This window comes from Pseudomonas sp. S2_H01 (assembly GCF_054668305.1).
This window is the reverse complement of record NZ_CP162756.1, coordinates 4,243,398-4,257,541: the sequence shown is the minus strand read 5'-3', so window position 1 is coordinate 4,257,541 and position 14,144 is coordinate 4,243,398. Positions and strand designations below refer to the sequence as shown.

General features: G+C 60.1%; 17 protein-coding genes. 1 reads left to right on the top strand and 16 read right to left on the bottom strand.

Annotation, left to right across the window (positions count from 1 at the left end; all coding sequences use genetic code 11):
* Positions 1 to 108: 108 nt before the first annotated feature.
* The 13 genes from AB4N84_RS19085 to AB4N84_RS19025 all read right to left on the bottom strand — a co-directional run bounded on the left by AB4N84_RS19085 (position 109) and on the right by AB4N84_RS19025 (position 10,341).
* Complete coding sequence (locus AB4N84_RS19085) at positions 109 to 900, bottom strand: TatD family hydrolase (protein WP_460042647.1); 792 nt, start codon at positions 898 to 900, stop codon at positions 109 to 111.
* 15 nt (positions 901 to 915) lie between these two features.
* Complete coding sequence (locus AB4N84_RS19080; RefSeq protein WP_037011754.1) at positions 916 to 1,272, bottom strand: PilZ domain-containing protein; 357 nt, start codon at positions 1,270 to 1,272, stop codon at positions 916 to 918.
* Between the two features lie 43 nt (positions 1,273 to 1,315).
* Positions 1,316 to 2,302: a DNA polymerase III subunit delta' gene (locus AB4N84_RS19075; RefSeq protein ID WP_460042646.1), complete on the bottom strand. Its 987-nt coding sequence runs from the start codon at positions 2,300 to 2,302 to the stop codon at positions 1,316 to 1,318.
* Positions 2,295 to 2,939, bottom strand: a complete 645-nt coding sequence (gene tmk, locus AB4N84_RS19070; RefSeq protein ID WP_460042645.1) for a dTMP kinase — start codon at positions 2,937 to 2,939, stop codon at positions 2,295 to 2,297. The genes AB4N84_RS19075 and tmk overlap by 8 nt, the downstream gene beginning before the upstream one ends.
* Before the next feature lie 19 nt (positions 2,940 to 2,958).
* Positions 2,959 to 4,191: an endolytic transglycosylase MltG gene (gene mltG, locus AB4N84_RS19065; protein ID WP_460042643.1), complete on the bottom strand. Its 1,233-nt coding sequence runs from the start codon at positions 4,189 to 4,191 to the stop codon at positions 2,959 to 2,961.
* A 3-nt stretch (positions 4,192 to 4,194) separates the two neighbouring features.
* Positions 4,195 to 5,013 (bottom strand): aminodeoxychorismate lyase, encoded by an 819-nt coding sequence (gene pabC / locus AB4N84_RS19060; protein ID WP_460042641.1) that lies wholly within the window; start codon positions 5,011 to 5,013, stop codon positions 4,195 to 4,197.
* On the bottom strand, positions 5,010 to 6,254 hold the full coding sequence (gene fabF / locus AB4N84_RS19055; protein WP_074757760.1) for a beta-ketoacyl-ACP synthase II: 1,245 nt from the start codon (positions 6,252 to 6,254) through the stop codon (positions 5,010 to 5,012). The genes pabC and fabF overlap by 4 nt, the downstream gene beginning before the upstream one ends.
* A 107-nt stretch (positions 6,255 to 6,361) precedes the next feature.
* Positions 6,362 to 6,598 (bottom strand): acyl carrier protein, encoded by a 237-nt coding sequence (acpP, locus tag AB4N84_RS19050; RefSeq protein WP_081567453.1) that lies wholly within the window; start codon positions 6,596 to 6,598, stop codon positions 6,362 to 6,364.
* Between the two features lie 186 nt (positions 6,599 to 6,784).
* Positions 6,785 to 7,522, bottom strand: a complete 738-nt coding sequence (gene fabG / locus AB4N84_RS19045; RefSeq protein ID WP_074757756.1) for a 3-oxoacyl-ACP reductase FabG — start codon at positions 7,520 to 7,522, stop codon at positions 6,785 to 6,787.
* 14 nt (positions 7,523 to 7,536) lie between these two features.
* Complete coding sequence (gene fabD, locus AB4N84_RS19040) at positions 7,537 to 8,475, bottom strand: ACP S-malonyltransferase (protein WP_460042640.1); 939 nt, start codon at positions 8,473 to 8,475, stop codon at positions 7,537 to 7,539.
* A 130-nt stretch (positions 8,476 to 8,605) separates the two neighbouring features.
* Positions 8,606 to 9,613 carry a phosphate acyltransferase PlsX gene (gene plsX / locus AB4N84_RS19035; RefSeq protein ID WP_460042638.1) on the bottom strand — a complete coding sequence of 336 codons (1,008 nt, stop codon included), beginning with the start codon at positions 9,611 to 9,613 and terminating at the stop codon, positions 8,606 to 8,608.
* Between the two features lie 4 nt (positions 9,614 to 9,617).
* Positions 9,618 to 9,800, bottom strand: coding sequence for a 50S ribosomal protein L32 (gene rpmF / locus AB4N84_RS19030; protein ID WP_003179396.1), 183 nt, complete (start codon positions 9,798 to 9,800; stop codon positions 9,618 to 9,620).
* 13 nt (positions 9,801 to 9,813) lie between these two features.
* Positions 9,814 to 10,341: a YceD family protein gene (locus AB4N84_RS19025; RefSeq protein ID WP_074757751.1), complete on the bottom strand. Its 528-nt coding sequence runs from the start codon at positions 10,339 to 10,341 to the stop codon at positions 9,814 to 9,816.
* Positions 10,342 to 10,447: 106 nt separating this feature from the next.
* On the opposite strand from AB4N84_RS19025, the gene AB4N84_RS19020 reads away from it, so the two are divergent.
* Complete coding sequence (locus AB4N84_RS19020; RefSeq protein WP_460042637.1) at positions 10,448 to 11,026, top strand: Maf family protein; 579 nt, start codon at positions 10,448 to 10,450, stop codon at positions 11,024 to 11,026.
* 65 nt (positions 11,027 to 11,091) lie between these two features.
* Here AB4N84_RS19020 and sppA read toward each other — a convergent pair whose 3' ends face one another.
* Genes sppA through rluC form a run of 3 tightly spaced genes read right to left on the bottom strand, consistent with a single transcriptional unit; the run spans position 11,092 to position 13,727 of the window.
* The gene (sppA, locus tag AB4N84_RS19015; protein WP_074757747.1) at positions 11,092 to 12,090 is read right to left on the bottom strand and encodes a signal peptide peptidase SppA; all 999 of its coding nucleotides are present in this window, start codon (positions 12,088 to 12,090) and stop codon (positions 11,092 to 11,094) included.
* Between the two features lie 7 nt (positions 12,091 to 12,097).
* Positions 12,098 to 12,778 carry an HAD-IA family hydrolase gene (locus tag AB4N84_RS19010; RefSeq protein ID WP_074757745.1) on the bottom strand — a complete coding sequence of 227 codons (681 nt, stop codon included), beginning with the start codon at positions 12,776 to 12,778 and terminating at the stop codon, positions 12,098 to 12,100.
* Positions 12,768 to 13,727 carry a 23S rRNA pseudouridine(955/2504/2580) synthase RluC gene (rluC, locus tag AB4N84_RS19005; RefSeq protein ID WP_074757743.1) on the bottom strand — a complete coding sequence of 320 codons (960 nt, stop codon included), beginning with the start codon at positions 13,725 to 13,727 and terminating at the stop codon, positions 12,768 to 12,770. The genes AB4N84_RS19010 and rluC overlap by 11 nt, the downstream gene beginning before the upstream one ends.
* Positions 13,728 to 14,144 lie beyond the last annotated feature (417 nt).

The window sequence follows — 14,144 nt, the reverse complement described above, 5'->3', positions numbered from 1 at the left end:
TAATGGTCTTAACCCGGATTCACCCCCCAGAACCCGGGTTTTTTTTGCCTGCGATTTAACGCTTCAACGCCGGGTCTCTCAAGCCCTGGTCTTTCAGAAGCGGGCGCCTCAAGCGGCGTGCTTGACCCGAGCCAGCGGAAACAGGCGCATGAAATTATCGCTGGTCTGCTCGGCAAATCGCTCGTAGCTCTCGCCTCGCAGCATCGCCAGAAACTCCGCCACTTCGCGAACGTACTGCGGCAGATTGGGCTTGCCACGGTAGGGAATCGGCGCGAGATAAGGCGAGTCGGTCTCGACCAGGAGGCGGTCGGCAGGCACTTTGCTCGCCACATCGCGCAGGGCGTCGGCATTGCGGAACGTGACGATGCCGGAGAGCGAGATGTAAAACCCCAGGTCCAGCGCGGCCTTGGCCATGTCCCAGTCCTCCGTGAAGCAGTGCAGCACGCCTGCCTGGGGCAAGGCGGCTTCACGCAGCAGGGTCAGCGTGTCCTCGCGCGCGCCTCGGGTATGCACGATCACCGGTTTGCCCGTCACGTTGGCCGCCTGTAAATGCAACCGGAACGACGCCTGCTGCAACTCCGCCGCTTCCGGCTCGTAGTGATAATCCAGACCGGTCTCGCCGATGGCGACCACGCGAGGGTGATTCAACTCGTTGAGCAGCCACTCCATCGCGGGCGCCTCGCCCGGCTTGAGGTCCAGCGGGTGAATACCAACCGAGCAATCGACGTCGTCGTAACGCTCTGCCAGCGCCTTGACCGCCCCGGCATTGTCGGCGCTGACGCCGATGCACAGGAAATGACCGACACCACGGCCGCGCGCTGCCTCTAGGGCGTTATCAAGTGAGCCGGCGTGTTCGGTGAGATCGAGACGATCCAGGTGGCAATGGGAATCTACAAGCATGGGAATCGCAGCCACTTACATCGTGTGGGTAGGACGGTCGGACTTGAGTGCCCCGGCCAGGTAATTTTCGATCATGTTGCGCGCGGTATTGTCGCCGTCGTTGAACTGCACGCCGACGCCCGCCGCGCGATTGCCCTGAGCGCCTTTGGGCGTGATCCAGGTCACTTTGCCCGCAACCGGGATTTTTTCCGGCTCGTCCATCAGGTTGAGCAGCATGAACACTTCATCGCCCAGCTTGTAGCTCTTGCTGGTCGGGATGAACAGTCCGCCGTTCTTGATGAAGGGCATATAGGCTGCGTACAGGACAGACTTGTCTTTGATGGTCAGGGACAGGATGCCGTTACGGGGACCTGGGCTCAGTGGCACGCTCATCTCAACTTCCTCGGGCAATACTGATGTCATGCAGATGGCCAGTCTAACCCTGTCCGGTCAAGGATGCCCACTGCACCAACAAGGCTTCAAGCAACAAAACACGATTCAGGTTCGCTTTCGACAGCACCTTCTGACGCTGCAACAGCACCCAGTCCTGCATGGCCAACACACTGGACTGACGTGATTTTTGAGCAAGGTACTGCAGCACTTTGCGCATATCCGCCAGCCCGAGGCCGCTTTCGTCCTCGGTAAGCTGGTAACGCAGCACCAGATTCGACCAGTCGCAGAACCAGTCGAACAGCAGCAACAGCGGGATGTCCTTCCAGCCTTCGGCAAGCTGAGTGGGTGTTTGCTGGCCTTTCAGCAGCTTCTTCACCCCGTCCACCACCTGGGCGCGTTGCTCCCGCACACCTTGCGCCTGAAGGCTGACGGCAGCCAGCGGAGAACCGGCGGCCAGGGTCAGCAGTTCGACGCGCTCCTCTTCAGTGCATTCGGGCAAGGCCTGCGCCAGCCACGCCACACTCATCGCCTCGCTCGGCAGCGGACAGGCCTGCTGCACACAACGGCTCTTGATGGTCGGCAACAGACGACTGGGCTGATGACTGACCAACAGCAACACGGTGTCCCCAGACGGCTCTTCCAGGCTTTTCAGCAAAGCGTTGGCGGCGTTGATATTCATCGACTCCACCGGCTCGATGAGCACCACTTTGCGCCCGCCCATCTGCGCGGTCTGAACCACGAAACTGACAAGGTCACGCACCTGATCGACCTTGATCGCCTTGTCCGCTTCTTCCGGTTCCAGCACGTAATTGTCGGGGTGACTGCCCGCCGCCAGCAACGAACAGGACTTGCAGTGACCACAGGCTTCCAGCCCCTGAGGTTGCTGGCACAACAACAGGTACATCAACCGCTCGGCGAGCGCCCGCTTGCCGATGCCCGCCGGGCCATGCAGCAAATAGGCATGGGCATGCTGGCTACGGCCTGCCAGTTGCTGCCAGAGCGCGTGCTGCCAAGGGTAGGCCTCAGCCATTTCGGCGTGCTGCCAACAGGTTTAGCAGATCAGGCATCAGCGTATCGAGCGACGCCTGAACCTGATCCAGCGGCAGCGCGGCATCCACTCGACGATAGCGTTCAGGCGCGGCGGCGGCACGATTCAGGTAGGTCGTGCGCACGGCCTCGAAGAAAGCGCGGCCTTCCTGCTCAAAGCGATCCAGACGACCCCGCGCCGCCGCGCGCGACAAGCCGATTTCCACCGGCAGATCAAACACCAGCGTCAGGTCGGGGCGCAGATCGCCTTGAACGAAGTTCTCCAGCGCAGCGATGCGCTCGACCGACAGGCCACGGCCGCCGCCTTGATAGGCATACGTCGCGTCCGTAAAACGATCGCAAAGTACCACCGCACCCCGGGCCAGCGCCGGGCGAATCACGCCCGCCAGATGCTGCGCACGGGCCGCGAACACCAGCAGCAGCTCGGTGTCGGCATCCATCGTTTCGTCACTGGGCGCCAGGAGCAATTCACGAATGCGCTCAGCCAACGGCGTGCCGCCCGGCTCGCGAGTCAGCACCACATCGACACCGTGGCTGCGCAGGCACTCGGCCAGGTACTCACGGTTGGTGCTCTTGCCCGCACCTTCGGGACCTTCCAGCGTAATAAACAAACCGGTCACAGGCAGTCCTTAATCAGATTCATTGCGGGCTCTGCTCGCCCTTCTTCTCGACCTTGTCACTTGAGTCGGTCGGCGCATCAGGTTGTTCGGTCGCCCCGGGCTCCGGCGTCTTCTGCTCAGCCGGCTGGGGCTGAGGATCTGTCGACTCAGGCGCGGGCGCCGTGTCGGTCGCAGGCTGCTCGACCGTCGGCGCAGCATCGACGCCCGGCGCAGGAACAACAGGCGCAGGGCTGGAGCGGTAATCGGCCCGACGCTTGAGCTGAAACTCCTTCACGGCCGCGTTATGAGCCTCCAGATTGTCGGAGAACACATGGCTGCCGTCCCCTCGTGCAACAAAGTACAGACTGCTGCCTGCCACAGGGTTCATGGCCGCATGAATGGCCTCGCGGCCGACCATGGCGATGGGCGTCGGCGGCAGACCGGAGATGACATAGGTGTTGTAAGGCGTGGCTTCCTTCAGAAACGCGCGGGTAATCTTGCCGTTGTAGCGTTCGCCGAGCCCGTAAATGACCGTTGGATCGGTTTGCAACAGCATGCCTTGCTGCAGTCGTCTTACGAAAACACCGGCGATCTGCCCACGCTCCTGCGGCACGCCCGTCTCTTTCTCAACCAATGACGCCATGATCAACGCCTGATACGGATCGACATAAGGCACATCCGCCGCTCGTTTCTCCCATTCCTCCTGAAGCACCGTATCGAGCCGGTTATACGCCTGCTTGAGCAATTCAGCATCGGTCGTGCCGCGAACGTAGCGATAGGTATCCGGAAAGAAGCGACCTTCGGGGAAGACGTCGGGATGACCTAGCTTGGCCATTACCTCACTGTCGCTCAGCTCGCTGAGGGTCTGTTCGAGCTTGGGCTGTTTCCCGAGTGCCGCGCGAACTTGACGGAACGTCCAGCCCTCGACCAGCGTCAGGCTGTACTGCACGACCTCGCCCTTTTCCCACAGCGTCAGCAACGACTTGGCCGTCATGCCCGGCGCCATCCGGTATTCACCGCTGTGCAGCGCCTGCCCAGACAGATTGAAACGCCAGTAAAGGCGCAACAGGAACGCATCCTTGATGACGCCGTCGGCTTCCAGACGGTTGAGCACACCCGTCGGTGACGAGCCTGAGGGCACATCGAGCAATTGCTCTTGAGTCAAATTCAAGGGTTGTTGCAGCGCGGTGTTCTGCTGCCAAAAGGCAAGACCCAGCAACAGCCCCGCCAGAATCACACCGGTTTCCAGCAAGACAAATAATTTTCGGATCACGAATCAGATATCCAGAAGCCCGCGAACGAGGTTTTGCAGTTTACGGGTGACCGGTCCAACCGGCCAGTTCAGTTGCTCGCATGCACGAACAGGCCAGATGCCATAGACGCTGTTACAGACGAAGACCTCATCGGCCTTTTGCAGGTCGGACACGTGCAGGTCAAGCGCGCGGGCCGGCATGTTTGCCTGCTCGGCCAGTGCCAGCAACTCGCCCCGCATCACGCCCGCGACCCCGCAGCGCGTCAGGTCCGGCGTCAGCAACACGCCGCCCTTGACCATGAACAGATTGCTGTAGACCCCTTCAACGACCCGGCCAGAGGTGTCGCGCATCAGGCCCTCGGCATGCTCCGCGTCGCTCCACTCACTGCGGGCGATGACTTGCTCGAGACGATTGAGGTGTTTGAGGCCTGCCAACAGCGGTTGTTCAGCGAGACGGGTCTTGCAGGGAAAAAGGCGTACACCCTGTTCGGCATTTTCCTGAGGGTAGAGCGGCAGCGGGCTGCTTTGCAGGATCCGCCGCGGCTGGGCGTCGACGGCGGGCGCGTAACCGCGCACGCCATCGCCACGGGTGACGATCAACTTCATCACGCCTTCGCTCAACTGCACCGCGAATGCCCGGCATTCCCGCTCAATCAACGCCAGATCGAGGTTCAGCGCCAGGCGTCGTCCACCCAGCGCGAGCCGCTGCAAGTGACGCTCGAAAAGCAATGGCTGGCCCGCCTTGACCAGAAGGGTCTCGAACAGACCATCGCCGTAGGCCAACCCTCGATCCTTTACGGGCAGAGCGTCGGCAGGCGCGCCATCGATCCAGCACACTGTCATTCGGCGTACCGGCGGAACACCAGTGAGCCGTTCGTGCCGCCAAACCCGAAGGAGTTGGACACGACAACGTCGATCGGCATGTTGCGAGGTTCATGAGGCACGAAGTCCAGATCACAACCTTCGCCCGGCTCATCAAGGTTGATGGTCGGTGGCGCCACCTGGCCATTGATTGCCAATACGCTGAAGATCGCTTCGATGGCCCCTGCCGCACCCAGCAAGTGACCGGTCATGGACTTGGTGGAGCTCACCGCCAGTTTGTAGGCGTGATCGCCAAAGACCGACTTGATCGCGTTGACCTCGGCCAGATCGCCCGCCGGCGTCGATGTACCGTGAGCGTTGATGTACTGGACCTGATCCGGCGTGACCTTCGCATCGCGCAAGGCATTGGTGATGCAGCGTGCCGCGCCCGCGCCATCTTCCGGCGGCGACGTCATGTGGAAGGCGTCGCCGCTCATGCCGAAACCGATCAGCTCGGCGTAGATCGTGGCGCCACGGGCTCTGGCATGTTCCAGTTCTTCAAGGACCAGTGCACCCGCGCCGTCGGACAGTACGAAACCATCGCGGCCTTTGTCCCAGGGACGACTGGCGCGGGTAGGCTCGTCGTTTCGGGTCGACAGTGCACGGGAGGCGCCGAAGCCGCCCATTCCCAGACCACAGGCGGCCATCTCGGCGCCACCTGCAATCATCACATCCGCCTCGTCATAGGCGATGTTGCGCGCGGCCATGCCGATGCAGTGCGTACTCGTGGTACACGCGGTGGCAATGGCGTAGTTCGGCCCCTGTGCGCCCAAGTGAATCGACAGGAAGCCGGAAATCATGTTGATGATCGAACCCGGCACGAAGAACGGGGAGATCTTGCCCGGCCCCTGCTCGTGCAGCAGACGGCTGGTATTTTCGATGTTGGTCAAACCACCGATCCCGGAACCCATGGCGACGCCAATGCGCTCACGGTTTGCGTCAGTGATTTCGATACCGGCATTGCGCACCGCCTGGAAGCTGGCAGCCAGGCCGTACTGAATGAAGAGATCGAGACGTCGAGCCTCTTTGGGCGACAGATAATCTTCGACCTTGAATCCTTTGACCGAACCGCCGAAGCGAGTCGTGTAAGCCGAAAGGTCCGTGTGTTCGATAAGGCCAATGCCACTCTGGCCAGCCAGAATGCCTTGCCAGGTACTGGGCACATCGTTGCCCAATGGCGTCAGCATACCCATACCGGTGACCACGACGCGTCTACGCGACACAGGACTCTCCTTTTTTCTATGGACGAAACGCTGCCCTGTTTAAAGAAAAAACCGCACGCCTGAGGCAGTGCGGTTTTTCCAGGACAGCGAGCAACGATTACAAAATCTTACGCCTGGTGGGCAGTAACGTAATCGATAGCAGCTTGAACAGTGGTGATCTTCTCGGCTTCTTCGTCAGGGATTTCGGTCTCGAATTCCTCTTCCAGAGCCATCACCAGCTCAACGGTGTCAAGGGAGTCGGCACCCAGGTCTTCAACGAAAGAAGCGGTGTTGGTGACTTCTTCAGCCTTGACGCCAAGTTGTTCGGCAACGATTTTCTTGACGCGCTCTTCGATGGTGCTCATACCGTGTGTTAACTCCTAGTGGACAAATTCGGGCAGCTGGCCGATGGGTAAGTGTATAGAAGAGGTTTTGCGTATTTCAAGCTCAACGCAATTCCCGCTACGCCCATCGACCCTCAACCCCTTAATAGATTTCAGCTTTATAACGGATTTTAGACAGCCCGTATGACATTTTTTCGATACGGGGAGTCACATGTACATGCCGCCGTTCACGGGGATTGTAGCCCCGGTAACGTAGCCTGCACCTTCCGAGGCAAGAAAAGCGACCACATGCGCGATCTCTTCTGCCTGCCCCAGTCGACCCAGAGGAATCTGGCTCGTCAGGGAATCACGTTGTGCCTCTGGCAGCTCGCGGGTCATGTCGGTGTCGATAAACCCTGGGGTCACCGAGTTGACAGTCACTGCTCGCGAGCCGACTTCACGGGCCAGCGCGCGACTGAAACCTTCCAGTCCCGCTTTCGCGGCGGCGTAGTTTACTTGACCTGCGTTGCCCATGGCACCCACTACGGAGCCAATGCTGATGATGCGGCCCCAACGCGCCTTGGTCATGCCACGCAAAACGCCCTTGGTCAGGCGATACAGGCTGGTCAGGTTGGTGTTGATGACGTCATGCCACTCGTCATCTTTCATGCGCATCATCAGGTTGTCACGGGTGATACCGGCGTTATTGACCAGGATCAACGGCGCGCCAACGCGCTCCTGAATCTGTGCCAGAACAGCGCTGACGGACTCGTCGCTGCCAACATCGAGAGCGATACCGAAGCCTTCGACGTTGTTTTCCTTGAAGTAAGCAGTGATCTTTTCGGCGCCGGACTCGGTGGTGGCAGTACCTACCACAATGGCGCCGTTACGCCCCAGTTCCAGGGCGATCGCCCGACCAATGCCACGGCTCGCACCGGTGACCAGTGCAACTTTACCCTGACTCATGCAGGTTCTCCTTATCAGGCCAGCGCCGCGAGAGTGGCGGCGAAGGCATCCGGGGTATTGAGGTTGTGGGTGTTCACGCCATCGGCGCAACGCTTGTTAAGACCCGCCAGCACTTTGCCTGGACCGCACTCCACCAGTTGCAGTGCACCGTTGGCGGCCAGCGCCTGGATCGACTCGACCCAGCGAACCGGCTTGTACAGCTGTTGAAGCAAATCGGTTTTCAGCGTGTCCAGGTCCGAGACCACGCTGGCACTGACGTTCTGCACCAGAGGGATTTGCGGCGCCTGCCAGTCGAGGGCAGCGACGGACTCGGCGAAACGCTCGGCGGCAGGACGCATCAGCTCGCAGTGCGACGGCACGCTGACCGGCAACGGCAACGCACGCTTGGCGCCTTTGGCCTTGCAGGCCTCGATCGCACGCTCGACGGCCGCTTTGGCACCGGCGATCACGACCTGGCCCGGCGAGTTGAAATTCACGGCGCTGACGACCTCGCCCTGAGCCGCTTCGGCACAGGCGGCAATTACGTCGGCATCGTCCAGACCGAGAATGGCGGCCATGCCACCCTGCCCGGCCGGAACGGCTTCTTGCATCAGCTGACCACGACGCTCGACCAGTTTGACGGCCTCTGACAGCGACAGGCTGCCAGCCGCCACCAGCGCACTGTATTCACCCAGACTGTGGCCGGCGACGAACGCAGGACGCACACCGCCTTCTGCCAGCCACAGACGCCACAAGGCGACCGAAGCGGTCAGAATGGCCGGCTGGGTTTTGTCGGTTTGATTGAGGTTTTCTTCCGGACCCTGCTGGGTCAGCGCCCAAAGGTCATAACCCAAAGCGTCGGAGGCTTCTTTAAACGTGTCCTGGATCAACGGGTACTGCGCGCCCAGCTCGGCAAGCATGCCGAGGGACTGCGAGCCCTGACCCGGAAAGACGAATGCGACGGAAGCAGACATTAACAAGCCCCTGATTATTGTCGTCGAAAAGAACGTCCGGTCAGACCGAACGCAAGGTAATTCAAAGTGTTGCGACTGAACCGTTGGATGACCAAGCAGTCACAAGGGTCACATTCTAGCTCAAGACACGTTACAGCAGCTCTTCCAGACGTCCATGCAGGCGCTCCGGCAGATTCTCCTGTATTTCGATCAGGGCACGTTGAATCGCGCTCTGAAAACCTTGAGCGCCTGCGGAGCCATGGCTCTTCACCACAATGCCCTGCAACCCCAGAAAACTTGCGCCGTTGTGACGCGCAGGCGCCAGATCGGCCTTGAGGCGTTTGAGCAGCGGCATCGCCAGCGCACCTACGGCCCGGGACAGCACGTTCTGGCGAAACAACGTCTCGATCCGTTCACCGATCATGGTGGCCAGGCCTTCGCTGGATTTGAGCAGGATATTCCCCACAAACCCGTCACACACCACCACATCGGCCTCGCCGCGATACAGACCGTCGCCTTCGACAAACCCGACGTAATTAAGCCCCGGCGCGGCCTGCAGCAGACTGGCCGCCAACTTGACCTGCTGGTTGCCCTTGATGTCCTCGGTGCCGACATTGAGCAATGCGACCTTTGGCCGCGCCACACCCAGCGCCTCGGCAGCGACCGACCCCATGACGGCGAACTGGTAAAGGTTCTCGGCACTGCAATCCACGTTCGCACCCAGGTCCAGCAACTGACAGTAGCCACGCTGGGTCGGAATCGCCGCGACCATGGCCGGACGATCGATGCCCGGCAGGGTCTTGAGCACGAACCGCGAGAGCGCCATCAACGCCCCGGTATTTCCGGCACTGACACACGCCTGCGCCTTACCGTCTGCCAACAGCCGCAACGCGACACGCATCGACGAGTCCGGCTTGCCGCGCAGCGCAAGCGAAGGCCGGTCATCCATGGTGATGATTTCCGTGGCGTTGACGACGAGCAGGCGCGACCGATCGACACCGGAATGGCGTGCGATGAGTTCTTCAAGAAGGGAGGCTTGACCGACGAGGGTCAGATGAAGCGAGGGTGTAGCGAGCAGGCAGGCAATGCTGGCCTGAACAATGCTGCGGGGACCGAAGTCCCCGCCCATTGCGTCGATCGCGATGACCGGAGCGGACAAGAAATTACTCGTCAGCGCCCTTGTCGATCACTTTACGGCCACGGTATACGCCTTCTGGCGATACGTGGTGACGCAGGTGAACTTCACCGGTGGTTTTTTCTACAGACAGAGTGCTAGCCTCGAGAGCGTCGTGCGAACGGCGCATGTCACGGGCAGAGCGGGATTTTTTGTTCTGCTGAACAGCCATAATTGATTAACTCCTAAACGTTTGGGTCACGCTTTAACTGCGCCAATACACTGAACGGGTTGGACCGCGTTACCTCGTCCACGCTCGGCTCGGGCTCATCGAGGCCCGCCGGCTGCTGGCATTCTTTCGGATCATGAGTTGGCACAATGGGCAAGGCGAGCAAAAGCTCATCCTCGATCAACGCCAGCAAATCCAATGGATCTTCGCCGAGTTCCAGCACGTCATAGCCTTTCGGCAACGACTGGGTGTTTGCACCCTCCTTCACCACGGCGTAACTGCATTCGCTGTGGATCGGAAAGGTGACCAGCTCAAGACAACGCTGGCAAACCATTTTGACTTCGACGTCGATCTCGCTGTGGATAACCACAGCGCGCTGTTCGTCTCGTTCAAAAACGAATTTCGCCTGCACTGTACCGAGATTGTCAGCAAGCGGGTCGCAGAGTCTCTCCAAATCAGCCAGCAGCATCTCTCCCTGAAGAGTAGTGCCACGATCAGCTAATTTGCGCGGGTCAACGTGAGGTGGAATCGGGTCATTCAACATAGGCGCAGCATTCTAGGGACGAGGTCCTCGACTGTCAAAGGAAATTCAGGGCTGTTCGCAACCTGACCCGCTGATTACACTCGACTTTCATGTTTTGGAGAACCCCATGCTGCCTTTGCTCCTCGCTTCCAGCTCGCCTTATCGCCGGGAATTGCTCGAACGCCTGCGCCTGCCGTTCGTCTGCGCGTCGCCGGATATCGACGAAAGCCATCACCCGCACGAGTCCGCCATAATGCTGGTAAAGCGCCTGGCACAGGAAAAAGCCCGAGCCCTGGCAGCGAAATATCCCGACCATCTGATCATCGGCTCGGATCAGGTGGCGGTGCTGGGCGAGCAGATTCTCGGCAAGCCGCACACCTTTGAGCGCGCCCTGGAACAGCTCAGCGCGAGCAGCGGCAAAAGTGTGAGCTTCCTGACCGGACTGGCGCTGTACAACAGCCAGACAGGGCAGTGCCAGGTCGACTGCGTGCCGTTTACTGTCCACATGCGTGAACTCAGCCCGCCACGCATCAGCCGCTACCTGCACGCCGAGCAGCCGTACGACTGCGCGGGCAGCTTCAAGGCCGAAGGCTTGGGCGTCAGCCTGTTCCGCAGCACTGAAGGCCCGGACGCCACCAGCCTGATCGGCCTGCCTTTAATAAGGCTGGTCGACATGCTCACCGCAGAAGGCATCGAAATCCCCTGACCGATGCAAATCTTGCGCGATAAAAAAACCCGACCAATGGCCGGGTTTTCTGTTGTCGGGAGCCTTTAGCGCAGTGAAGGACCGTTGAACCCGGCCCACATTGCGATCTGTTCGGCGACGCTTGAACCCAGCTTCTTCGAGAAACGATCAAACGGCGACTCCTGCACGGTGTAGTCGACCATCTCCTTCTCGCCGATCACCTCACGCGCGACATAACTGGCACTGCCCAAACCGTCCACAAGGCCCAACGCGACAGCCTGCTCACCCGTCCATACCAGACCGGAGAACAGCTCAGGATGGTCTTTGTCCTTCAAGCGGTCGCCGCGCCCCGCTTTCACACTGGCAATGAACTGTTTGTGCGTCGTGTCCAGCACGCCCTGCCAGAAGGCCGTCTCGTCGGGCTTCGGTGGCTGGAAAGGATCGAGGAACGCCTTGTGCTCACCCGAAGTGTAGGTGCGGCGGTCCACCCCCAGCTTTTCCATGGTGCCGACAAAACCGAAGCCGGCCGCTGTGACACCGATGGAACCCACCAGGCTCGCCTTGTCGGCGTAAATCTGATCGGCAGCGCTGGCGATGTAGTAAGCGCCCGAAGCCCCGAGGTCGGTAATGACCGCATAGACCTTGATGTTCGGCTTCTGCGCACGCAGACGGCGAATCTCGTCATAGATGTAGCCCGACTGAACCGGGCTGCCACCGGGACTGTTGATGCGCAGGATCACGCCTTTGGTTTTTTCGTCCTCGAAGGCGGACCGCAGGCTGCCCACAATGTTGTCGGCGCTGGCAGCCTCGGTGTCGGCGATCATGCCCTTCACCTCGATCAACGCAGTGTGACTGGTCGTGCGCGATGCGCCTTTACCGAAATCCATCAGCGGCGAAAACAGCGCCAGCATTACAAACAGGTAAAGAAAGGTCAGGGATTTGAAAAAAATGCCCCAACGACGGGCGCGACGTTGCTCCTGAACACTGGCCAGCAAAGTCTTTTCCAACAACTGCCAGCTCTTTGCATCGGCCTTGCGCTCGCCGTCACCCTCTTGCGAGGACGGTGCTTTCCATTCATCCGACATAGATCAATTACCCCAACAACGAAGATTCGGCAGTCCGCGCACCCAACCAGGTACGCAATTCGGAAAAATGCTCGATCGCCAGACGTGGCTCATACTGAAGCAACGAATCCAGCGCCTGCGCACCGTACCCCACGGCTACGCAATCCATGCCGGCGTTACGCGCCATCAGCAGATCGAACGACGCATCGCCAATCATCAGCGCCTTTTCAGGCGGCACGCCGCAGTGCTGCAGGATTTCGTTGAGCATCAGAGGGTCAGGCTTGCTCGCCGTCTCGTCGGCGGCCCGAGTCGCATCGAAGTAATCTATCCAGCCATGGGCCTTGAGCACACGGTCCAGGCCGCGACGCGCCTTGCCGGTCGCCACCGCCAGCCGGTAACCCTCGGAGCGGAAGGCCTCCAGCGACTCATGCACACCGTCGAACAACTTCGAGGGTTCGACATCCATGGCCATGTAACTGTCTGCGTAGCGCTGACGAAAATCGATCAGGTCATTGGCAGTGATGTCGGGGTACAGCGTGCGAATCGCCTCCGGCAACCCCAGGCCAATAATGCCTTTGATCGCCAGGTCGTCCCGCACCGGTCGGCCGGACAACTCGGCTGCGGCCCGCATGGCCTCGACGATGCGACCGATGGAGTCGGACAGCGTGCCGTCCCAGTCAAAAATCAGCAGCTCGTAATCACGGCGCACTCAGCAAACGCTCCACGGTCTTGGCCCACATTTCATCAACGGGCGCTTCCACTTTCAGCTCGCCGCCATCCGGCAGCGGCACGGTCAGGGCATAAGCATGCAGGAACAGACGCTTGCCGCCCAAATCACGAATTTCGCGAGAAAAGTCCTCGTCGCCATACTTGCTGTCACCCGCAATGCAATGGCCAGCATGCAGGGCGTGCACACGAATCTGGTGAGTACGACCGGTGATCGGGCGCGCCTCCACCATCGTCGCGAAGTCACCGAAGCGGCGCAGCACCTTGAACAGCGTCAGCGCCTCCTTGCCCTCTTCGTTCACCTCAACCATGCGCTCGCCCGAGCGCAGGTTGCTCTTGAGCAAGGGCGCACGCACCTGCTTCTGCGACGTTGCCCAATGACCTCGAACGAGTGCCATGTACCGCTTGTCGACGCCATCGCCCCGCAACTGCTCGTGCAGGTGACGCAACATGCTGCGCTTCTTGGCGATCATGAGCAGACCGGAAGTGTCGCGATCAAGGCGGTGGACCAGTTCCAGCTCCTTGGCATCGGGGCGTAACTGACGAAAGGCTTCGATGACGCCGAAACTCAGGCCGCTGCCGCCGTGAACCGCGATGCCAGCAGGCTTGTTCAGGACAATGAGGCCTTTGTCTTCGTAAACGATTGCCGCTTCCAGGCGCTGTAACAGACCTTGCGCGACGGGCACAGGCTCGTCACGTTCAGGCACCCGAACGGGTGGAACGCGCACGATGTCGCCTGCCTGAAGCTTGTACTCGGGCTTGATCCGGCCTTTGTTCACTCGCACTTCGCCTTTGCGCAATATGCGGTAAATCAAGGTCTTGGGGACGCCCTTGAGGTACGTGATCAGAAAATTATCGATGCGTTGACCGGCAAGTTCCGGCGCAACCTCTACCAGCTGAACGCCGGGGGTTGGGGGGGTGATATTCGTCATGGCGCAAATCATAACAATTTTTTATGGATTTGAAGCACTTAATGATTGCTGCTATAGTCGCGAACGCCGCCAAAAGCGGCCTGGACAGCGGACAAACGGTATGACAGCCGGCCCTGCCCAACGCAATTCACGAGGGCGCGAGGCCGCCCTACGGGGCTTTCGGTGACAACGGAGCGTCAGCAAGCGTAACGAGCGCAGGTGACATGAGGCCTGAAACAAGCCCGATCGCAGAGTGAATCACTCGCCATCGAGGCCCATGTTCAAGGCCAGTTCACAAAGTGCAGTCGCTGGCAGACACACCGGGCGAATGCTTCGGAAACCGAAGCCTTAATTTGAGCCATGACGCGTGAACTTCCCATCGAAGATCGCGTAAATGCAAACCCGCTGCGGATTCAGCGCGCGGCAGCACCCGAATTA